This is a genomic window from Mesorhizobium sp. YC-39, assembly GCF_025753795.1.
GTDB lineage: Bacteria > Pseudomonadota > Alphaproteobacteria > Rhizobiales > Rhizobiaceae > Mesorhizobium.
Map to the genome: position 1 here is coordinate 1626904 of NZ_JAOWPS010000001.1, position 22066 is coordinate 1648969.

General features: G+C 61.1%; 15 protein-coding genes and 1 pseudogene. 10 read left to right on the top strand and 6 right to left on the bottom strand.

The annotated features are described in order from the left end of the window. Positions 1–2: 2 nt before the first annotated feature. The 5 genes from OHD62_RS07680 to OHD62_RS07700 all read left to right on the top strand — a co-directional run bounded on the left by OHD62_RS07680 (position 3) and on the right by OHD62_RS07700 (position 6659). Positions 3–1898, top strand: a complete 1896-nt coding sequence (locus OHD62_RS07680) for an ABC transporter ATP-binding protein (protein ID WP_263781866.1) — start codon at positions 3–5, stop codon at positions 1896–1898. Beyond that, entirely contained in the window at positions 1895–3793 is a 1899-nt protein-coding gene (locus OHD62_RS07685) for an ABC transporter substrate-binding protein (RefSeq protein ID WP_263781867.1), read from the top strand. Before OHD62_RS07680 ends, OHD62_RS07685 begins: the two co-directional genes overlap by 4 nt. Positions 3794–3795: 2 nt before the next feature. Beyond that, positions 3796–4794, top strand: coding sequence for an ABC transporter permease (locus OHD62_RS07690; protein ID WP_263781868.1), 999 nt, complete (start codon positions 3796–3798; stop codon positions 4792–4794). Then, positions 4791–5972: an ABC transporter permease gene (locus tag OHD62_RS07695; protein WP_263781869.1), complete on the top strand. Its 1182-nt coding sequence runs from the start codon at positions 4791–4793 to the stop codon at positions 5970–5972. The genes OHD62_RS07690 and OHD62_RS07695 overlap by 4 nt, the downstream gene beginning before the upstream one ends. A gap of 207 nt (positions 5973–6179) precedes the next feature. Next, the gene (locus OHD62_RS07700; RefSeq protein ID WP_263781870.1) at positions 6180–6659 is read left to right on the top strand and encodes a class I SAM-dependent methyltransferase; all 480 of its coding nucleotides are present in this window, start codon (positions 6180–6182) and stop codon (positions 6657–6659) included. A 37-nt stretch (positions 6660–6696) separates the two neighbouring features. Here the strand turns inward: OHD62_RS07700 and OHD62_RS07705 are convergent, their stop codons facing one another. Next, entirely contained in the window at positions 6697–8112 is a 1416-nt protein-coding gene (locus tag OHD62_RS07705; protein WP_263781871.1) for an adenylate/guanylate cyclase domain-containing protein, read from the bottom strand. 204 nt (positions 8113–8316) lie between these two features. Here OHD62_RS07705 and OHD62_RS07710 point away from each other — a divergent pair, with 204 nt between their 5' ends. The 5 genes from OHD62_RS07710 to OHD62_RS07730 all read left to right on the top strand — a co-directional run bounded on the left by OHD62_RS07710 (position 8317) and on the right by OHD62_RS07730 (position 15437). After that, a complete protein-coding gene (locus OHD62_RS07710) occupies positions 8317–9141 on the top strand; it encodes a hypothetical protein (RefSeq protein ID WP_263781872.1) in 825 nt (274 codons plus the stop codon). 74 nt (positions 9142–9215) lie between these two features. Further along, on the top strand, positions 9216–9740 hold the full coding sequence (locus tag OHD62_RS07715) for a GNAT family N-acetyltransferase (RefSeq protein ID WP_263781873.1): 525 nt from the start codon (positions 9216–9218) through the stop codon (positions 9738–9740). A 117-nt stretch (positions 9741–9857) separates the two neighbouring features. Continuing rightward, positions 9858–11243: a hypothetical protein gene (locus tag OHD62_RS07720; RefSeq protein WP_263781874.1), complete on the top strand. Its 1386-nt coding sequence runs from the start codon at positions 9858–9860 to the stop codon at positions 11241–11243. Between the two features lie 195 nt (positions 11244–11438). Further along, positions 11439–14738 (top strand): ATP-binding protein, encoded by a 3300-nt coding sequence (locus OHD62_RS07725; RefSeq protein ID WP_263781875.1) that lies wholly within the window; start codon positions 11439–11441, stop codon positions 14736–14738. An 18-nt stretch (positions 14739–14756) separates the two neighbouring features. Continuing rightward, positions 14757–15437 (top strand): redoxin domain-containing protein, encoded by a 681-nt coding sequence (locus OHD62_RS07730; protein WP_263781876.1) that lies wholly within the window; start codon positions 14757–14759, stop codon positions 15435–15437. Positions 15438–15640: 203 nt separating this feature from the next. Here OHD62_RS07730 and OHD62_RS07735 read toward each other — a convergent pair whose 3' ends face one another. The 5 genes and pseudogenes from OHD62_RS07735 to OHD62_RS07755 all read right to left on the bottom strand — a co-directional run bounded on the left by OHD62_RS07735 (position 15641) and on the right by OHD62_RS07755 (position 22038). Then, positions 15641–18610: a trifunctional glycosyltransferase/class I SAM-dependent methyltransferase/polysaccharide deacetylase gene (locus OHD62_RS07735; protein ID WP_263781877.1), complete on the bottom strand. Its 2970-nt coding sequence runs from the start codon at positions 18608–18610 to the stop codon at positions 15641–15643. Next, complete coding sequence (locus OHD62_RS07740) at positions 18600–18893, bottom strand: glycosyltransferase family 2 protein (RefSeq protein ID WP_263781878.1); 294 nt, start codon at positions 18891–18893, stop codon at positions 18600–18602. The genes OHD62_RS07735 and OHD62_RS07740 overlap by 11 nt, the downstream gene beginning before the upstream one ends. Positions 18894–19285: 392 nt before the next feature. Then, a pseudogene (locus tag OHD62_RS07745) lies at positions 19286–19831 on the bottom strand (site-specific integrase); the annotation flags it as partial. A 50-nt stretch (positions 19832–19881) separates the two neighbouring features. Beyond that, the gene (locus OHD62_RS07750; RefSeq protein ID WP_263781879.1) at positions 19882–20415 is read right to left on the bottom strand and encodes a VOC family protein; all 534 of its coding nucleotides are present in this window, start codon (positions 20413–20415) and stop codon (positions 19882–19884) included. Positions 20416–20442: 27 nt separating this feature from the next. Next, positions 20443–22038 (bottom strand): GMC family oxidoreductase, encoded by a 1596-nt coding sequence (locus tag OHD62_RS07755; RefSeq protein WP_263781880.1) that lies wholly within the window; start codon positions 22036–22038, stop codon positions 20443–20445. Between the last annotated feature and the right edge of the window lie 28 nt (positions 22039–22066).

The following is a 22066-nucleotide window of genomic DNA, read 5'->3' on the forward strand; positions in this document are numbered from 1 at the left end:
GAATGAATTCGGGTGTTGATCTGCTGCGGATCGAAGATGTTGGCATCTCTTTTGCCATTATTGGGGGACCATTGCATGCCGTCAGGCGCGCAAATCTTCGCGTCCTGCCCGGCAAGGTTACCGCGCTTGTGGGCGAGTCAGGTTCCGGAAAATCGGTTCTCAGCCAGGCAGTGATGGGCATTTTGCCGAACACAGCCCATGCTCGCGGCCGCATCCTGTTTTCCGACCCTGAAAAGCCCGGCACGACGCAGGATATCCTGCAGATGCCGCGTGACGGACCCGAGATCCGGGCGTTGAGAGGCAGCCGTATCGGCAAGATCTTTCAGGAGCCGATGACATCGCTGTCGCCGCTGCACACGATCGGCAACCAGGTCAGCGAATCCCTGCAGATTCATACGCCCATGGCTCGGGCGGAGCGCAAGGCGCGGACCGAGGAAATGCTCAGCCTTGTCGGCTTTCCCAATCCCAAGCGCGCCTATGACATGTATCCCTTTGAACTTTCGGGAGGATTGCGTCAACGCGCCATGATCGCCATGGCGCTTATCTGCCGGCCCGCTTTGTTGATCGCCGATGAGCCGACGACGGCGTTGGACGTCACCATCCAGGCGCAAATCCTGCAATTGCTGCGCGAGCTTCAGACCAAGCTGAACATGGCGATGCTGCTGATCACGCACGACCTCGGCGTGGTCGCCAATGTCGCCGACGAGGTGGTGGTCATGTACCATGGCGAGATCATGGAAGCGGGACCTGTGGAGGCGATATTCCGCCGGCCAGGCCACCCTTACCTGAAGGGCCTGATGGCAGCAGTTCCGCATTTCGACCTGAAGCCTGGCGAAAGGCTAAAGGCGCTCCGCGAGGTGCCGGTGAATGTCGGGAACCTGCTCGGCAAGCAGACGGCGCCGGCATCGAAGGGGCCGGACGACATCCTGCTGTCGGTCAGGGATCTGACAAAGACCTTCACCATCCGCAAGTCCGGATGGTTCGGCGGAGATCATCAAACCTCTGTTCGCGCCGTGGACGGCGTGAGCTTCGATATCAGGCGGGGTGAGTGCCTGGGTCTTGTCGGCGAAAGCGGCTCCGGCAAGACCACCGTCAGCAAGATCCTCATGCGGGCTGTCACCCCTAGCGGCGGCTCTGTGATCTTCAACGGCCGCGATAGACCGATCGACGTCTTGGAGGCCGAGGGAGACGCCCTGCGCATGCTGCGCGCGAAAATCCAGATGGTCTTCCAGGATCCGGTTTCGTCGCTTTCACCTCGCATGACGGTGGAGAACATCTTGAGCGAACCGCTGGAAATCCATCAACGTGGCAATACCGCGTCCCGACTCGCCACGGTCAAGAGCCTGATGCAGGCAATCGGGCTCGATCCGCGCTTCATCAAGCGTTATCCGCACAGTTTCTCCGGCGGGCAGCGTCAGCGTATCGGCATCGCGCGCGCGTTGGCGCTGGGGCCTGAACTCCTGATCTGCGACGAGCCGGTTTCGGCGCTCGATGTCTCTGTTCAGGCGCAGATCCTGAACCTTCTGAAGGACCTGCAGAAGGAACTGGGCCTGACCTACCTGTTCATATCCCACAACCTGGCGGTGGTGGACTATATGGCAGACCGCATCGCTGTGATGTGCGGCGGGCGTATCGTCGAGCTTGCGCCGCGCGAAATTCTGCTGAGGAAACCGGTCCACCCCTACACACGCTCATTGGTCGCCGCAGTACCTTTCCCCGATCTCGACAGGCCGATGGATTTCAAAACGCTGAAGCTCAGCGGCGCTTCCGATACCAGCGCATGGGGACCGCAATTCCGTGACGAGGGCGAAGAGGATATGCTGTCGCCGCTCGATCTTGGCGGTGGCCACCTCGTGCTGGCCCGACGTTCGGCCGATGTCAGCGAGCTACGCCATTGATCAGCCGGCGCACCATCCTTGGGCTCATGGCTTCGGCATTTCTGCCGAGCACGTTGCGCGCCGGCGATCTGGAGCCGGAATTTCTTCAGCCTCAGCTGAAGGCCAGGGCGCTGCCGGCACTCGCCGAACGCCTGCCCAAGAGCCCGCGCGCGTTGAACCTCGCTGCGATGGGCCGGCAGCCCGGCCAATATGGCGGCACGCTGCGCACGATCATCGGCAGCCAGAAAGATATCCGGATGATGACGATCTACGGGTATGCTCGCCTGGTCGGCTATGATGAAAAGCTCAAATTGCAACCCGACATTCTCGAAAGTTTCGACGTAGCGGATGATCGCGTCTTCACTTTCAAGCTACGGGAAGGACATAAATGGTCTGACGGTAGCCCGCTGACGCCGGAGGATTTTCGCTATTGCTGGGAAGATGTCTGGCTGAACGATGAGCTTTCGCAAGGCGGGCTCGCCCCGGCCCTGCTGGCGGACGGCAAGCCGCCACGCTTCGAGATCGTCGATCCGTTGACGGTGCGCTACAGTTGGGATGCGCCCAATCCCGACTTCCTGCCCAAGCTCGCTGCCGCTGCGCCGTTATCGCTTGTTCTGCCGGCCGCCTATCTCAAGCAGTTCCACAAGAAATACCAGGACCCATTCCGGCTCGCCGGCCTGATGAAGGAGAACCGGGCCAAGAAATGGACGCTCCTGCATATCCGCATGTCGCGGCAGTATCGCCCGGAGAACCCGGATCTGCCGACGCTCGATCCCTGGCAGAACCGGACCAAGCCGCCGGCCGAGCAGTTCATCTTCGAACGCAACCCGTTCTTTCATCGAACAGACGAGAATGGCCGGCAACTGCCCTATGTTGACCAGTTTGTCCTGAATGTCAGCTCGTCGGCGATCATTTCCGCCAAGACCGGTGCGGGCGAGAGCGACCTGCAAGGCATGGGAATTGATTTCAGCGACTACGCCTTCCTGAAAGACGCGGAGAAGCGCTACCCGGTGAAGATGCATCTGTGGAAACGCACACAGGGTTCGCGGCTGGCGCTGCTGCCCAATCTGAATTGTGCCGACCAGGTGTGGCGTGGCCTTCTTCGTGACGTGCGCGTGCGCCGCGCACTTTCGCTCGCTGTGGACAGGCGCGAGATCAATATGGCCGTGTTCTACGGATTGGCGCAGGAAAGTGCCGATACGGTCCTGCCGGAGAGCCCGCTCTACCGGCCCGAATTCGCGAAAGCCTGGGTCGCCCATGATCCCAACCAGGCCAATGCCTTGCTCGATGAGGTCGGGCTTCAGACGCGTGACGATGACGGCCTGCGGATACTTCCCGATGGACGCCCGGCACAGATCATAGTGGAAACGGCCGGCGAAAGCACGCTGGAAACCGACGCGCTCGAACTCATCACCGATCACTGGCGCAAGATCGGCATCGCCCTGTTCATCCGGACGTCGCAGCGCGACATCTTCCGCAGCCGCGCGCTTGGCGGCCAGATCATGATGTCGATGTGGTCGGGCATCGACAATGGCGTGCCGACCGCCGACATGAACCCGTACCAGCTGGCCCCCACCATCGACGACCAGCTGCAATGGCCGCTCTGGGGTGCTTACTACTTGTCTCATGGCAAGATGGGTGAGGCGCCCGATCTTCCTGAAGTGGTCGAGTTGATGGCTTTACTCAAGCGCTGGAACGCATCGACCGAAACCACGGAACGCGCCGAAATCTGGACCTCAATGCTGTCGATCTACACCGATCAGGTGTTCTCGATCGGCACCGTGAACGGAACGCATCAGCCGATTCTGACGTCCTCGCGGCTGCGCAATCTGCCTGACAAGGCCCTCTACGGCTACGACCCGACCGCTTATTTCGGCGTCTACATGCCGGATACATTCTGGCTTGGAGACACCTGAGCGTGCTTCGATATATTGTCTGGCGCATCGCCGTGATGGTTCCGACGCTGCTGATCATATCGGCGCTGGTGTTCACGATCATCGAACTTCCCCCAGGCGACTATTTCGACAGCTATGTTGCCGAGCTTCGAGCCCAGGGCGAAGCGGTGGATTCCGATCGCATCGAGATGATGCGCAAGGAGTATGGTTTCGACAAGCCGCCGGTCATTCGCTACTTCTATTGGGTCGGCGGGATGCTGCACGGCGATTTCGGCTATTCCTTCGAATATGAGCTGCCGGTTCGCGACGTCGTCGGGGAGCGAATGTGGCTAACCGTGCTGGTTTCCTTCGTCACGATCATCTTCACCTGGCTCATCGCCTTTCCGATCGGGATGTACTCCGCCACGCATCAATACAGCTGGGGCGACTACGGCCTGACTTTCTTAGGCCTTCTCGGCCTTGCCATTCCGAATTTCATGCTGGCGCTGATCCTGATGTATTTCGCCAACATCTGGTTCGGCACGTCCATAGGCCATCTCATGGACCAGCAATATCTCGGCGAGCCGATGAGCTGGGCCAAGGCGAAGTCGATCCTCGCCCATCTCTGGATCCCGGTCTTGATTATCGGCACCGGGGGCACGGCAAGCATGATCCGGCGGCTGCGCGCCAATCTGCTCGATGAGCTCCACAAGCAATATGTCGTGACCGCGCGCGCCAAAGGCCTTCATCCCTTCAAGGCGCTGGTCAAATATCCGCTGCGCATGGCGCTCAATTTCTTCATTTCGGACATCGGCTCTATCCTGCCGGCCATCATCTCCGGCGCCGAAATCACAGCGATCGTGCTGTCTTTGGAAACGACCGGGCCGATGCTGATCAAGGCGTTGCAAAGCCAGGACATGTATCTGGCAGGATCGTTCCTGATGTTCCTCGCCTTCCTGACGGTCATTGGCGTCCTGATTTCCGACCTGGCGCTGGCGCTGCTTGATCCACGAATTCGTTTGCAGGGCGGCAGCACCAAATGAACACGCAATCGCCGCTGCCGGCTCCCGGCGCTCCACTGCAACACTATGTTTCCATCGCGCCCTTTGACCTGCAGTCGGTCGAAGCGATGACGCCCGAGCAGTCGAAGGTCTTTCAGGCGTCGCAGTTGCGGCTGATGTGGTGGAAATTCCGGAAGCACCGGCTTGCCCTTGTATCCGGCATATTCCTGGCGGTGCTTTATTTCGGAATACTGATCTGCGAGTTCCTGGCGCCCTACAATCTGCACACGCGCAACATGGACTACATTTATTCGCCGCCGCAGCGGGTGCGCTTGTTCCACGACGGCCAGTTCGTCGGGCCGTTCGTCTATGGCCGCCAGATGACGCTGGATATGGACACGCTCGAGCGGAAGTACATCGACAAACAGGATGATGTTCAGCGGATCCGTTTCTTCTGCAGGGGCGACAGCTACCAGTTCTGGGGCCTGATCGAAGGTGACAGGCATTTTGTCTGCCCTGCCGAAAACGGCCAGCTCTTTCTGGCCGGCACTGACAGGCTGGGGCGCGATGTGCTCTCGCGCATCATCTATGGCGCACGCATTTCACTGACAATCGGTCTCGTCGGCATCGCTTTCAGCTTCCTGCTCGGCATCGTCATCGGCGGACTGGCCGGCTATCATGGCGGTATCTTCGACCTGATCGTTCAACGGATAATCGAAGTTCTGCAATCGATCCCCAGCATCCCGCTATGGCTGGCTCTGGCGGCGATCATGCCGATAACCTGGAGTCCGATCCTGATCTATTTCGGCATCACCGTCATCCTCGGGCTGCTCGACTGGACCGGACTGGCGCGGGCGGTGCGTTCAAAGCTTCTGGCCTTGCGCGAGGAGGACTACGTTCTGGCCGCGCAATTGATGGGCGCCAACAGCAGTCGCATCATCCGGCGGCACCTCATTCCTGGCTTCATGTCGCATCTGATCGCGACGGCGACGCTCTCCATACCCGGCATGATCCTGGGCGAGACGGCGCTGAGCTTCCTCGGGCTCGGCCTGAGGGCGCCGATAACCAGCTGGGGCATCCTGCTCACCGAGGCGCGCAGCGTCAGCGTGATCGCGTTCTATCCATGGCTGCTTTTGCCGATGCTCCCCGTCATTCTCGTCATCATGGCGTTCAACTTCCTCGGCGACGGCTTGCGGGACGCCGCAGACCCCTACAAGTGAGATTGCTATTCCGCCGCGCGCCGGGCCGCCGACGCCCCACGGTATGATCCTTGTTGGCAGCCTGTTCGGTAATTGCAGTGTTCATCGTTCGCCTCTATATGCGGCATCGGTCGGGGTTTAACACGCCGCCCCGGGTTTCAGCCGCGAAACGCTCTGGTCGGGGGCATCGCCGAGTGTCGTGGACTGGTTCAGGACATACAATCGCATATGAGTCGCCTCGACAGTTTCATCCGCAGAATGACCGCGCAGCGCGACATTCTCGATCTTGTCTGCGCGGAGGTGGCCAAGATTGAGGGTCCCGTGCTTGAGCTCGGCCTCGGCAATGGCCGGACGTTCCACCATCTGCGCGAGCGCCTGCCCGGACGCCGGATCGTGGCATTCGACCGCGCACTTGCCGCACACGCCAGTTCAATTCCCGAAGCTGAAAACCTCGTGCTCGGCGAAATACGCGAGACGGCGACCAGGTTCATTGGCATCGACGCCGCTCTTGTTCATGCCGATATCGGCACCGGTTATGAAGATCGCGATGCAGTGACCTCTACCTGGCTTCCCGATCTGATTGCGCGCCTGCTTCGCGTCGGCGGCATCGCGGTCAGCGGCACGCCGCTCGATCACCCGCTGCTGCAACGCCTCCCGCCACCGCCTTCGGTGCCCGCCGATCGTTATTTCATCTGTAGGCGCGTGTGAGGGGCCGAGACGACCCAAATCTTCAGGGGCCAAGTCTTCAGGGGATCGTATAGACTGCTATCTCCCGCTCAATGCCGCGCAGCGAGACCTCGTGAGGCACGGGCGTCAGCGCGTTCCTGTGCAACAGATCGGCGGTGAGATTGTCTTCGACCACCGCACGAGTGGCGAAGATCGCCTGTGCGTTGGCAAGGTTCTGGACTCGCGAAGCAATGTTGACCGTCTGGCCGAAATAGTCCTGTCGCTCGTTCATAGACACGGCGATGCAGGGGCCGGCATGGACTCCGATCTTGAGCAGCAGATCCTCACGCCCGCTCTTGTCGTTGAGCTCACGCATGGCATCGCGCATCCTGAGGGCCGCAGCGATCGCACGATCAGGCGTCGCGAAGGTCGCCATCACCGCATCACCGATCGTCTTCACCACCGCGCCTGCCTCCGCCGCGACGATCTCGTGCAGAACCTGGAAATGGGCGCGCACGAGATCGAAGGCCGAAAGGTCGCCCACCCGCTCGTAAAGCGCGGTCGATCCACGCAGGTCGGTGAACAGGAAGGTCAGGCTGGTGATCTTCAGGCGCTGGTTGATGTCGAGCGTATCCGTGCGATAGAGATCACGGAACGTCTGGTTGGTGAGCAGGCGATTGGCGGTGAGGAAGGGCCGGCGTTTGCTCAGGAAATCATGCAATGCCTGGCCGGCGATGACGACCGTCGGCAGCACGCGGGTGTCGGTCCTGTTTTCCAGCGAAATGCGCAAGGGGCCGGGTTGCATCTCCAGTGTCTGGTTCTGGACATGGTCGCGATCGAAGACCAAAGAGAGGCTTCTGCGCTCCTTTGTTGGTTCGCCCTTCCCGTCGATGAACTGCGCTGAATGGGTGACCGGCTCGAAGACGATGATGAATTCGGATGGGAGCTGTATGGGCAGAACCGCCTTTTCACCGGGCGCAAGCTCGATATCCTCCAGCGAGAACGCTTCCATCTTTCTCGCGAAATCCTCATCCGGCAGATCGACGCCGGACGCCCAGTAGATCTGGCGGAAATATTCCAACAACGGCAGTTCGTGTGGATTGTGGGCGGCAATCCTGCGCATGCGGGGACTGACGGTGAATGTCACCTCGACCATCTCGTCGAGGGTCGGCGAATAGCCCTCGGCGCACAGCGCGCAGGTGTATTCGTCTTTCTGCAGGGTTTTCAGCGTGGCGTTGGTGTCGAGCACGCCGCCACAGCCGGGGCACAGGACATTCCAGGAAATGTCGAAGATGCCGACCCGCGCCGCATGGAGAAAGGCACTTATGGTGCGCTCCTCGTCGAGGCCATGCTTGCTGGCGAAGGCTAGCGCATTGATGCGGCAAAGTTCGCGGTCCTTGCCCTCCGCGATGGTTCGCTTGATCGCGTCGATTGCCAGTGGATCGACATCGGTCGATTGCCGCAGAAGCGAGAACAGATCCTGAGCTTCGTTCATCGTGCAGGCTCCGGAAAATGCGCCCCGAGGCGTGTTGACCGGACCGCTCTCTGGTCCGACTGCTCTATTTTACTTCGAAACGGACCGTACGGCCATTCGAATAGATAAGCCTGGTGACAGTTCAATTTCCATTCGGCCGATTTTCACCGGCCGTTAGCGGCACTATGATGGTCCATGGGGTATTCATCTTTGGGACTCTCTCCCATGCCGACATCCGACAACCTGCCATTTCCCGCGGCCCTGCGCCTTTTCTCTGTGGTGGTCATCATCGTCCTGATCGTAGGCGCCGGCCTGTTTTTCGCGCCTGCGCTGGTCAAACCGCGCTGGCCTTGGGCCGTCACGCCGTTCAATGCCCGCTTCCTCGGCGGCTTCTACACCGCCGAAATGGTCGTGATGGCGGCGCTGCTGTTCTGGAACCGCTGGTCGCCCGGCAGGCTCGTGCTCGTCATGGCCTTCATCTTCACCGTCATCGTGTCGGTGGCTTCGTTCATCAATCTCGGCTATTTCAACTTTGAACGCAAAGCGCCCTGGCTCTGGTTTTTGGTCTATCTTGCCTCGGTCGCGGTATCCGGGCTGTTCCTGTGGCGCGCCAGGGCCCGTCCTTCTGCAAAAGGCGTGACCTTAAACCCCGCATGGCGCGGCTACATGCCGGTGGAATGGGCGATCCTTGGGCTCTATGGCGTCGGCCTGTTGCTGTTTCCCCTGACATTCAGCAGCATCTGGCCATGGCCGGTTGATGCCTTCCACGCTCAGGTCTACAGCGCCATCTTCCTCGCCGGTGCGGGCGGCGTATATCTCGTTTGGAGAAGCGCGCCGCGCGAGGAACTGCTGGTGCTCGGCTTGGCGCAGTTTCTGGTTGGCCTGCTTGCCATCCTTGGCCTCGTCATCACCGATGCTGCGGTGCGCCGGATCGACTGGACGGCGACCGGGACATTGTGCTGGCTCGCCCTTTTCGGCTGGATCGGCATCAGCGGCGTCTTCAAACTCTACGCCGCCTCCCGGTATTTTAGCTCGCAATCGGCATCATAGGTTGCAGAGACGGCTGGATTTTCAGGTGAGGTCCGGTGCATCGTACCGGGCCGATTGCCTTCGCCGGGAACGCCATGACCAGCACGACCTCGCCATCCTCCGAGAAAATCCAGCCGCGGCTCCGATCCGTCCGGCCAAGCGATGCGGAGGCGCTTTGCGCTATCTTCAACATGCCGGGCTTCCGCTGGGGCACGTTGAGGATGCCCTTCGAGATGGTGGAGCAGGTGGAGCGGCGCATCGCCAAGTCCGGCCAGGAGACCACCTGGATCGTTGCGGAGTTGGACGGCAAGGTCGTCGGCCATGGCAGCCTGGTCGTGCAGGGTTCGCCGCGCCGTTCGCATATCGGCGAGATCAATATCGGCCTTGACGATGCCTTTGTTGGCAAGGGCATCGGCTCTGCCATACTTGGCGCGCTGCTTGACGTGGCCGACAACTGGCGGGCCCTGAAGCGGGTCGAATTGACCGTCTATGCCGACAACGAACCGGCCATCCGTCTCTACACAAGCCACGGCTTCGAGGTCGAAGGCCGGCATGTGAAGGCCGGTTTTACCGACGGGCAGTACCACGACCTCCTGAGCATGGCCCGGCTGCGGTTCTAAGATCCGCTGTTTCTTTAGAGCAGTTTAGCGTTTGATCGATTTGACGATCTGGGCCGGCCGCACCCAGCAAGTCTGGTCTCCCTTGGCGTTTTCGCCACAAGCGGCTAGACGGGACCAATGACCGCCGTCTTTGACCCAACCCCTACGCCTCCGGTGGAAATTCTGGCTGTGCTGTCGCTGCTCTGCCCGGAAGTCGTGCGTGATATCGAGCAGAACTGGAATGCATCGGTTTCCGATTACGCCCGCCATCTGTGGCGGCCGGTGGCAAGGCCTGCATCAGGCCCGTCGATCGCTGCCCGCTCGATTCTGCGCGAAGTCCTGCAGCAGCGCCTCGGTGTGATCATGCAGCCTGAGGAGATCGGCAAGGCCCTCGAAGAGTTCGAGCACAGACCGGTGATTCAGTCCGGCCTGCACTGCCTGCTTCTGATGGACCGGATCACCTTCGATGCCCTCCTGCTTGCCTGGCTCGGCGCGGTCGAAAACGGGCTGTCGGCCTTCTTCAGCTTCATGGGAACGACGATGACCATGGAAACAATTGGCCGGGAGGGGCCGGGATGGCTCGATGTCGGTGACGACAAGGTCAACCTGTTTGGCATGGGGCGCCACAAACTGTGCCGCAAAAGCGCCTGCGTGGCCGGTCCCGTCTCCCTCAACAAGCGCGCGCTCGAAGCGGTGGGCGATGAAACGGATGCCAGCCGCTGGCTGGACACACTGCTTGCCAGTCAGGACAAGGTGTTTGGTACCGCCGCCGATGCGCTGACAGCCCTCAACGAGGATCTGGTCGCCAATTGGGATCGTTCCGGCATGGCCCTGCCGGTTTTCATCGATGATCGGCTCGCCGCGGCTGCCACGGCGCGGCATCTAGAATATGACGACAGCCTTCTTTCCAGGCTGCTCTTCGAGCCCACAAGACGCCAGCGTCTCGAACAAGCCTTGCAAGAGGCAGCATCGAGCCCATTTGGCAGATTCCTGCCCAATGCCACGGACTATTTCTGGGGCATCCGCGAGGAGCGCGTGCGCAAGCTCGTCCTCGAGAACGGGCACCTGATCGAGCCTGACAGGCCGCATGGTCTTTCCATCCCGTTCGAGCGGCAGCATCTCAGGCAGGCGCTGCTCGACGGCCTGCTGCTGCCGAACTTGTTCCTGATGTTCCTCGTCCTTGCCATATTGCCGCGCGTGCGGGTTGTGGGCGGCCTGAGACAGATTGGCTATGTAGCGCTTTTCCACTCGGTCCTGCTGGCAGTGCTGGACGAAAACGCGCCGGAAGAGCGCGATCTGGCTGCGGAGCTGCAGGTTCGGGAAAATGCCTGGGGCATGCGGGTCATTGATGAAAAGATCTCGGTCCGCGAGCAGCTTGCCGGCCTGCCGGAAGGGGCGCTCTTCCCGGACCTGCTCCGACAATACCGTTTGCGGACACTTGCCGAGACGACCGACGACCTGAAACTGGTTCGCGAAAACGCCCGATGGCGCAAGATCGGCCAGGCGGAGATCAAGGCGACCTGAGCTTTACCTCAGGTTGATTTTCTGGTGCGCAACCGCAGGCGATCTATCGGTGAGCCTCTGCGTCTGATCCGGCCGCTTCCTTGCCCATTTGCGCTGCCGCTTGCCGGTTGACGGCTATCGGTTCATCCTTGTGCATGTCCTGGCCGTGACGAGCGTGGCGAGATCACGCCGTCACTGGCTCCAAGAGAGGTATCTATGGACTGCTCGGGCTGCGGTTTCGAGATTGAGGGCGGTTACGCCTTCTGTCCGAAGTGTGGCCGGCGCCAGCCCGTGTCATGTGTCAGTTGCGGCTATCCCTGCGCACCTGATTTCGAGTTCTGTCCGAAATGTGGGGCAAGCGTCGGTGCGTCCGCAAAAGCCGCCGAACGGCCTGCTCCGACACCGAGCCGGACCATTGTGCCGCCTTCTCGAACTCCGTCGCTGGTTCAGAACATCGAAAGCGAAGATGGGCGGCATCCCGTCTCAGACGCCGATCGCCGGACGGTAACGGTCCTGTTCGCCGACCTTTGCGGCTTCACGACACTCAGCGAGCAGCTCGACCCCGAGGTCATGCAAGCGCTGCAGAACGAACTGTTTAAGGAATTGACGGCGGCCGTGCGGAACTTTGGTGGTTTCGTCGACAAATTCATCGGCGATGCACTACTCGCTTTGTTCGGTGCGCCGGTCGCGCATGAGGACGATCCGGAACGTGCGCTTCGCGCCGCCCTCGACATGATCGCCCGGACTGCGCGGCTCGGCGAAAGCGCCCCCCACTCCGGCTCGCCTCTGCTGCTCCACATCGGCATAAACACTGGTCCGGTCGTCACTGGCGGATTGGGCATCGGCACCGCCAAATCCTATTCGGTGACCGGCGACACAGTGAATACGGCGCAACGCCTGCAATCGCTGGCCGCACCGGGTGAGGTGCTGGTCGGCGAGCTCACTCACAGGCTGACCCGGCATGCCTTCTCTTACGAGTCGCTGGGTGATGTCGTGCTTCGCGGCAAGGCTGGCAGTGTGCTCGTCCATCGACTGGATGCACCGCTTGCGATGCCACGTGCAGCGCGTGGGCTCGAAGCGCTTGGCCTCAGTGCGCCGATGGTAGGTCGTGGTGCGGAGCTCAATAGAATGCTGGCGAGCCTTGACCTGGCGTGCGGCGGCTCGGCCCAACTTGTCCGCCTCGTCGGAGAAGCCGGTATCGGGAAATCGCGGCTGGTGAAGGAGTTCGTCGCCCGTGTCGGCGACGAGGATCGTTTTCGCAACGTCGCCGTACGACAAGCCACGTGCTCACCGCTGGGCGAACAATCATTTGGCGCCTTGGGCGCAGTCGTGCGCAGCGCTGCCGGGATGATGCAAAACGACAATGGGGACGAAATGCGGGGGAAGCTCGCAGGCTTGCTTACGGATCTCGGCCTGCTGGGCGAGGAGGCGAAGCGGCTGATGCCTTTGCTCTACCATGTGCTTGGCCTTGGCGACCCCGATGCCACCTTGCAGCATGTCGAGCCCGAGCAACTGCGGCGGCAAATTTTCTACGCAGTCCGCACAATCATCGAACGGCGGCTTGCGTTGTCGCCGCTGTTGATTGTCGTCGAAGACCTGCACTGGGCCGACGCCGTGTCGCTCGAGGCACTACGTTTCGTGATGGACAGGTTGGAGCGCACGCGGTTGATGTTGCTGGTCACGCATCGTCCGGCGCCGGACAACGACCAGCTCGACTCAAGTCGGGTCAGTCACACAGCGCTCAGGCTTTCGCCGCTCAACAGTGACGACGGATGCAGCCTGCTGGCGGCGCTTTTCGGCGAGAGCTGGGTAAACTCCGCAGGAAGGCTTCTCGACCAGATCCTCGAGCGCGCGGGCGGCAACCCCCTTTTTGTAGAGGAGATCGTTCGCGGCCTTATCGATCGCGGTGTACTGGTGCGCGAGGGCCAGCGATGGCGGACTGTGGCAGGCGAAGTCGCAACCGGCATTCCCGCCACTATCCAGGCAATGTTGCTTGCTCGCGTCGACCGGCTGCCCCAAGAGGTGCGCCGGTTGGCCCAGGAAGCCGCGGTAATCGGTCCGCGCTTCGATGCCACACTTTTGAAAGCCGTGACAGCCGACCCCGGCCGGCTAGAAGCCGGCTGCGAACTGCTTTGCGATGCGGAAATCGTCGAGGAAGTTGCCGGATCAGGCTCGGTCTCGTCGCAAAGCTACCGCTTTACGCAAACATTGCTGCAGGACGTGATCTACCAGAATCTGCTCCTGCAACGCCGGACCGACATCCACGGGCGGGTCGGTGCTGCCTTGGAGCAACTGTGCGGCGACAAGCCGGAACGGCTCGAGGATTTGACCGTGCTCGGTCATCATTTCGCACAGAGCGCCGAGCGGGAGAGGGGCGCGCATTACCTGCAGGCGGCGGGCGATCGCGCTCGCATGATATACGCCAACGACGACGCCCTACGTTTCTACGAGCGAGCACTGACTGCGTTGGACGCGATCGGGCAAACACCGCTCAAACTGGCAATTGCAGAACGCATTGCCGATTTGAGCGGGCCGGTAGGCCGCCGCGAGATCGCGCATCACCACTACGAGACGGTGTTGCAGGCATACCGCGAGTCAGCCGATCGTGTCGCTTCGGCGCGAGTTCTGCGTAAGATCGGTCGGCTGCTCTGGGACGTCGGCAAGCGGGACAACGCAGAATCCCGCTATGCTGAAGCGGCAGCGCTCCTCGATGGAGCGGATGCCCCGATCGAGCAGGCGCATCTGTGGCAAGAACGTGGCCGACAGGCGTTCCGTAGCGGAGATCACGCTCTCGCGGCAAAATGGGCAGACGCGGCGCTCGATTGCGTACGCACTCTGACAACGGAGCATGCCTCCGAGGAAGGGTGTGATGCCACTCTTGTGACCGCCGAGGCACTTAATACCAAGGCTGTTGCGCTGGCTCGCCTTGGGCGAAACCATGAAGCCGTGCGTCAGGTTGAGCGTAGTATTGAATTGGCCGAAGCCGCCGGTCTACTGGGCGCGGCCTGTCGCGGCTACACCAATCTCGGCGTGCTTTACACGACCATCGATCCGGCAAAGGCGATGGAGGTCTGTCGGCGCGGTCTTGAAGTGGCGCGCCATATTGGCGATTTGGGTTTCCAGGCGCGCCTCCTCGCCAATCTGGCGGTCGCTTGCTGTACTTTCACGGATCGCTGTCCAACGGAGGGCGTGCCTGCTGCCGAGAAGGCCATCGAGATCGACCGGGCGCTCGACCAGCGCGAGCACCTGCCGGTGCCGTTGATCGTGCTTGGGCAGATCCACCAGTGCAACGGCCGTCCGGAATTGGCGGTTGGCTTGTTCCACGAAGCACTGGACGTAGCCCGCGAAACGGGCGAACCCCAACTGCTGTTTCCGTGCTATGATGGTCTCGCAACGCTTAATCTCGACCTCGACAATCTGGCCGAGGCCGAACGCTACTTTTCCCTGGCGCAGGGTATATGCGCCCGGCACGGGCTCGACCCGGAAGCGCTTGTGGTGCTGCCTTTTCTCGACTAGCCGGGTTGGAGGTTGGAAATGTCCGCGCGTAGTGACTTGGTACCGCTTCAACCGGGCGACCGTGCGCCAAACCTGGTACTCGACGCCATTACCCAGGAAGGCAAGATCGCACTTGATGACTTTCGCGGACAAAAACCGGTGCTTGTCGGCCTGTTTCGAGGTCTGCATTGTGCGTTTTGCCGGCGTCATATCGCCGCCCAGGCGCGGCTTGATCCGGAGCTGCGCGAAAAGGGCGTGGAGAGCTTGACGGTAGTCAACACGCCGATCGAACGGGCGCGTCTCTATTTCCGCTACCACCCAATGCCGAATCTGCTTGCGGCCTCCGACCCTGAACGCGCTTCACATCGTGCTTTTGGACTGCCCAATCTCGAATTCACCGAAAACGAGACGAACTGGCCGTACAAGGTCTCGATGGCAGTGGTAAAGGATATGCGGGTCGACATACCAGGCGAGTTGCCCGGTCCTATGGATCCTCTTGCGGCGGGCGAAATCCTCGACAAGAGGGACCATTACGAACTGACCGAAGCCGACGAGCAGATGATGGCAACGGGACACGGACAACTGGTCGGTCAGTTCCTACTGGACCGGCAGGGGATCGTCCGCTGGAGCTTCACGGAGGTTCCAGAGGGTGGGCGATACATGTTTGGGGCGCCAAGCCCGCAGGAGCTGATGTCAGCCGTGTCCCAAGTCGCCCAATAGACTTGCGAACGAGGTAAACATGACACTGAACAAAAAGCGGCAATACTTTCTGTCGCCTTTGGACTAGCGATGTCCTCTGTGGATGGCTCTTGTATCGTGGGGTCGCTGCGACATCACCCCTTGCGGCCCTGCCGTTGCCGACGAAATTACTGTGGAAGGGGCGTACAAGCACATCGCCCCGCCAGTTTGGCCAAGTTTACCGTTCATTCGAGCACGGCCTCGACGATGGCAACAAAGTCATCGAGCGAGCGATCCCCGCGAATCTCGATGCGCGGAAGGTCGATGGGATCGCAATCGAGGTTCGCCGGCCCGTGTCTGCCGCCGAAGCCGATGCGATAGCCGCATTCCTTGGCCAGCCGGCCAAGCCGTCGGTCGGTGACAGAAAAGGGTGCCGCGAACGCCGTGGTTGGCCGACCGGTCCACCGTTCGATGAACATACGAGAGCGCAGGAGCTCGGCGGCCAACTCAGAGCTCGACAGACCATCGATCGCGCGATGCGTCGCCATATGGCTTCCGAAGAACGCACCTTCACCGGCGAGGCGTCGCACCGTCCCGGCGTCCATAAGCTGCGTCGGCGGACCGCTGTCGGCGTCCCACTGTGCACTTTTACCCACCAGGTCCGTCACCAGGAACACTTCCGCGGTCAGGTCGTTCGCGCGCAAGGTCGGCCAGGCATGGTCGGCAAAGTTCTGGAAGCCGTCATCGAAGGTGATGAGCACTGGGCGGCCAACGAAGGGCTGACGGTTGGCGATGAACCCTTCCAGCTGATCGGACCTAATCGCGTGAAAGCCATTGGCGCGCAGCCATGCCATCTGGCTGGCGAATGCGGCGGGCGTGAGCCGAAAACGGGCGAGCGCGGCCGGACCATCATCGGCGACGCTGTGATACATGAGGACAGGGATACGCTGCCGCCGCTCGTTACGTGCGACGTCGCGGCGCAAGGCCCGCGCCCCGCCCCAGACGATATTTCGCGCGACCCCGATTTCGATAGGCGCACGGATTGGCACATGATCGATCACCGGTTCCGTCGCCACATCGTCCGGCGACAGGCGGCGGAAGCGGTCTATGCGGTAGAGCTCGGTCTGGATCGATTGCTCAAGCACGAGGCCTTCGGTTGCTGCCAGCGTCTCCGAGATCGCTTGTGCACCGAATGTGTTCCAGTCGAAGCCCGTTCTTTCGACATTGTCACGCAGCACAAATGCGTGTGCGCTGATGAAACTGCCGCCAGGCGCCAACGCCTCAGCGAATTTTTTGGCGATGCGCCGCAACTCGGCGAGATCATCCAGATAATAGAGCACTTCCGAACAGAAGATCAGATCCATCTCACCCGGCAGCGTGTCCGCAGCGAAATCCAGTACGCCGAACTCAACGTTCGGCCGATCGCTGCATCGCGCGCCTGCTCGCTCGATGGCTATGGCGGAGATGTCAGTTGCGGTCAAATGGCCCACACGCGGCGCCAGCTGCCGCGTGAAGTGGCCCTCCGCGCAGGCCAGCTCAAGCGCCCGTCCGATGGGACCGGCAGGCAGGATTTCGAGCTGCCGCTCATATTTTTCCTGCTCATAGCGCGAACCGTAGTTCCAGGGATCCTCGGTCGCGAAATAGCTATTCCAGAACGCCGTGCGATCATTCCTATCCGCGGTCCGTGCTCGGCGCGGCGCTGCAGGAGGCTGTGCAGGTTCGGCGCTCGACCGAACCAGCTCCAGCGCTTCCGCGGCCAATTGGGCGAGTTTGCCGAAGTGGCTGTCGCGATCAGACCGGAGTCCCGCCATGGTCAATGCCTCGGCCGCAACCATGTTTGACGTGTCGGCACCGGCGCCCTTTTGCTGTGCATGTACAGGCGATCGCCCCACGTGCTCATAGGGGGAGAGGCTGTCTGAAAGCCGCTCAGGGGCCACGACATCCAGGATCAATTGAACCCAATGATCCCTTGTCACTGTCCCGAGTACGCCCAACTGCACGCGCGCCTCGATCTGGCCGTCCATCATCAGATAGGCGTAGATTTGATCGATTCCTTCCGGAAGTTCGATCGAGGCCGGATTTTGAGCGTCGACGCGAATTCCGAGTGTCCGCGCCAGCCTGCGCGGCGCGGCAAGGTCGTCGACGTCGAGAAGCATTTGCTCAAGGTAATACTGGACGCGGCGGCCCGCGACCGGATTGTCCCACACCTTGCCGAGTTCGATGATCAACTCGGTGAGGGAGCCGCCGAACCTGTCCCACCTCGCAGCCAATTGCGCTGGCACCGATAGGCTTCCTGCCATAAGGCCATCGATGGCCACCTTGGCGATCTCACCCGCCCACTTACGTCCTGTCGGGAGCGCGCGCAGGGACTGCGGGTTGATCGAGCGCAAGCCGCGGCCACAATCCGTCGCGGCGTTCCACAACGCGAACCACGCGAGTGCTTCGGAAGCAGTGCCGCCGTTCGCCTCGATCGCTCCATTGGCGTGAGCCGATGCTGGGTGTTTGACCCTGGGATCAGAAGAAAAGCCGCGGGCGATCACGATTTCCGCATCTACCAGCATCTGCGTCGAATTGCGGGAGAGTGAGTTGGGGCTGATCCGATAGAAAGCGAGCGGCTCGTCGACCATCGCCCAATTTTTGCCTAGACGTGCGAGGCGCTGCCACAGATCCCAGTCCTCGCAGGTGCGCAGCGACACATCGAAACCGCCCAACTCGACAATTGTCTCCCGGTCGACCAGCAGCGCGTGAGTGCGAATGGCACACTGGCGGGCGAATGTTTCGAAGGGCTGGATCGCAACCTGCGTTGAAATGCTCGACGGGGTGAGTTCGCCATCGCGCATCACGCGCCGAGAACCGCAATAGGCGGCCACTGCATCGGGAGCGGTTTTCAGTGCGGCCAGCATTTTCGCAAGGAAGCTGGCATCCACCCAACCGTCCGCATCCAGAAACATGAGCCAGTGGCCGCGCGCTGTCGAAATCCCGCTATTGCGCGCGCCGGCGGCGCTATACGCGCAAGAGCTCAACGTTCGAAATCGGGCATCTTGCTCCACATAACCGGCGATGATCGCGGGGGTGCGATCCGTGGAGGCGTCGTCGACGATGATCGCCTCCCAATCCACTATTTCCTGATCGAGAAGGCAATCGAGTGCGCGCGCCAGCGTTACCTCCGCGTTGTGCGCAGGAACCACGATTGAAACCAAGGGATTATGCGCCACGCCGCCTTACCCGCGCCTGGTTCGAAGGTGGAACAAGAGTCCCGAAACATAGCCGGGCCGCCGCGACGCCGCCATTTTGCTGCCGTAGAAGTCGGATGCGTTGATCTTTCTTGGCGTAGGCCGTCACAATCGACTCCGATCCGTCCGTCGACCCGTCGTCCACCACGACTGTATCCAGTAGCTGGTAGATCTGCCGGTGAATACTGGCAAGCGTTGTGCCGATGGCTTGCTCGGCATTGAACATCGGTACCACACAGCCTGCGGTAGCATTGTCCTTGATCATCTAGCCTTCGTTTTCTTCGGCAAGAGTTTGCGAATGTCAAAAACAGATGACGGCATCGGATGGCAGCACTGCTCTGTCAAGATCGGGGCGAGTTAGAGGCAGGCAAAAAGACTTGAAGACAGGCTGAATGGCAAGCGCTCATGCCCGACGGCTTAGAGCTGAGGTCGATGCGCAGGGGCATTTCCGCTCGCGCATTCCTTCACTGCTCGGGTGAGGATCATCTGGTCCCCGCCATTCCGCTTTACAAACAAGCCTGACCTGGCTTGCAGAAGGGTTGTACTGAGGCGGGCGTTGACGGTGACGCCGCATGACCGCCGCGCTCGACAAGATCGCGAAAGCTTTCCAACCAGATCAGAGGGATCATGACTGGTGCGATAGTCATGACTTCATGCCCAACTGTAAGCCGATCGGATATAGCTGCGGACATGACCTGCCATGGAGCGTCTGCCGCGTTCATAGATCGGGCGGATGACGTCTCTGATTTCGTCGGGTTCGATGTCGCGGGCAGGGCGGTTGCGCCCGAGAATATCGGCGATTGTGTTTAGCCCTTTTTCGATCTCCTTCCAGGATGGCCTTCCGTCCGCTTTGAGCAACGTGACATAGGCTTCGAACAAGTCGGCGACGGTTCCCGGACGTGTGTTTCCTGCGATCTTGATGCTCCGACCCCTCTGGATCATATTTGCGTAGTCGCGCTGGAATAGGTCACGCGCCTGGCTGATGCTCATCGAAGGATATGAGCCGAGCTTCTTCTTGAGGCGCTTCTTGTCTCGTCACTGCTGGGCCATCCAATCCGCAGTGACGCGAGTTGGCATCGGCTTCATCACAAGAACGAGGCGACCCGTTCCGTGACCCTCGCCGTCGACAAGGCTTAGCTGCCTTCGGGTCTCATCAACCTGTCTCAGAGTGCAGCGTATTTCTCCATCGGTAAGGCTCGGCACTAGCGTCTTTCATGTTTTGACGGAAGCGTATCCGGCGTTGCGAGCGGCCACTACCGAGCCGGCTTCCAGAGCAGCTTTGGCGCATCCGTCTCGTAGGCTTTGCCGTCGGGATAGCTGATCAGCTCCATCTGCAACCCCCACGGTGCCTCGAAATAAACCCAGGATTCGCCGGCTCCCGGTCCTTGCTTTTCGAGTTCGGGCCGGTCGAAGACCCTGACGCCTTTGCCTATCAGATAGTCGGCGGCGGCCTCGATATTCTCGACATAGAAGCAAAGGTGGTAGCCGCCGATGTCGCTGTTCCTCGGATAGACCCGCTTCTGGTCGGGCGCCTCGAAGTCGAACAGTTCGATGTTGCTGCCGTTGCCGCAACGCATGAAGACGACTTCCTTCATGTTGGCACGCGGATGGATGTTCATCTTGTCCTGCATGAAGGTGCCATTGTCGTCCTTCATCGAGCCGCCGGAATAGATGAAGTCGCAGCCGATGACATCTCCGAAGAAGGCGATCGCCTCGTTCATGTCAGGCACCACAAGGCCGATATGGTCCATGGCGGCCAAGCCCGGCATTCCTTTTCTGTCGCTCATTTATGCCTCCTGTATGATGGTCGCGGTTCAATGCGCGTTGCGGCGGCGACGGATGAAGTCGGCGACACGTTCGCCGACCATGATCGATGGCGCGTTGGTATTGCCTGAAGGCACACTCGGCATGACCGAGGCGTCCGCGACGCGCAGGCCATCGATGCCGTGCAGTCGCAACTCGCTGTCGACCACCGCCATACGATCCCTGCCGATCCGGCAGGTGCCGGTCGGATGCAGCGCGCCCTGCGCCATCTCCTTGACGTAATCGCGATAGTCATCCTTGGAGCGCATCAATCGTCCAGGGTACTGCTCGCGCTTGATGATCGGCTTCAGCGCCGGCTGTCCCATGATCTCCTGGCCGAGCCGCACCCCCTCGGCCATCGTGTCGAGATCGTACGGGTCAGACAGGTAGTTCGGCACGATTCGCGGGAGTGCGAACGGATCGGGCGAACGCAACTCGACGAAGCCCCGCGACCGCGGCCGTGTCTGGCACACATTGAGCGTGCAGCCATGGCCGCTTTCGACCTTTGCCACGCCTTCCTCTACGCCCGAACCAGCAAGGAAGGCATATTGCAGGTCGGGGTGGGGATCGTCCGTATTGCCCCACCAGAAGGCGCCGCCCTCGATGATGTTGGAGCAGACGGGTCCCTGCCGAAACAGCGCGTATTGCAGACCAGCCCACGCCTTCCAACGCAGCTTCTTGTATTTGTCGTAGCCGTGCGGACCGTTCAGCTCATAGATCAGGTAGCAGTCCACATGGTCCTGAAGACCGCGTCCGACCCCAGGAAGATCATGCACGACGAGGACGCCGATCGTCTTCAGATGCTCGGCCGGGCCGATGCCGGAAAGCAGCAGCAGGCGGGGCGAGTTGATCGCGCCTGCAGACAATATCACTTCACGCTCGGCACGTGCGACGAGCGTGCGCCCGCCCTGGACGTACTCAACCCCGACGGCACGATTGTTCTCGACAAGGATGCGCGTAGCCCGGGCGCCAGTCTGCACCTTGAGGTTCGGCCGATCGCGCGCCGGCTGCAGATAGCAGACTGCGGCGCTGGCGCGGCGGCCGTGGCGCGCCGTGATTTGGTACAGACCCGAACCGGCCTGCTCGCCGCCATTGAAGTCCGCCACATAGGGGATGCCTGCCTGCTGGCAGGCCTTGAGCCAGGTCCTCGTCAGCGGGCTGACATATTGCGGATTGGAAACCTTCAGCGGCCCGTCCGATGCATGCGTTTCGCCCGCCAGCGTGTCGTTGTCCTCGGCGCGCAGGAAAAAGGGCAGCACATCCTTGTAGGACCAGCCCTCGGCGCCCTGTTCGGCCCAGCCATCATAGTCCGACGGAATGCCGCGGATATAGAGCATGGCATTGACGGAACTGCCGCCGCCCAGCACGCGCGCCTGCACCATGGTCGGCGGCGTGGCCTTTGGGTTCTCGGCGGTCGGCTCCTGTTCAAACCGCTGCAACAGGTTGCCGGTCGCGGTCTTGTAAACCATCACCGGCAGATGGATTTCGATGGCCCTATCTTCAGGCCCTTCCTCCAGCAGGAGCACTGAACTGCCAGCGTCCTCCGACAGCCGCGAAGCGGCGACGCAACCGGCGGAGCCGCCGCCAATGACGATGTAGTCTGGCATAAGTGCTGCCTCAGTTGCACAAGTCGTA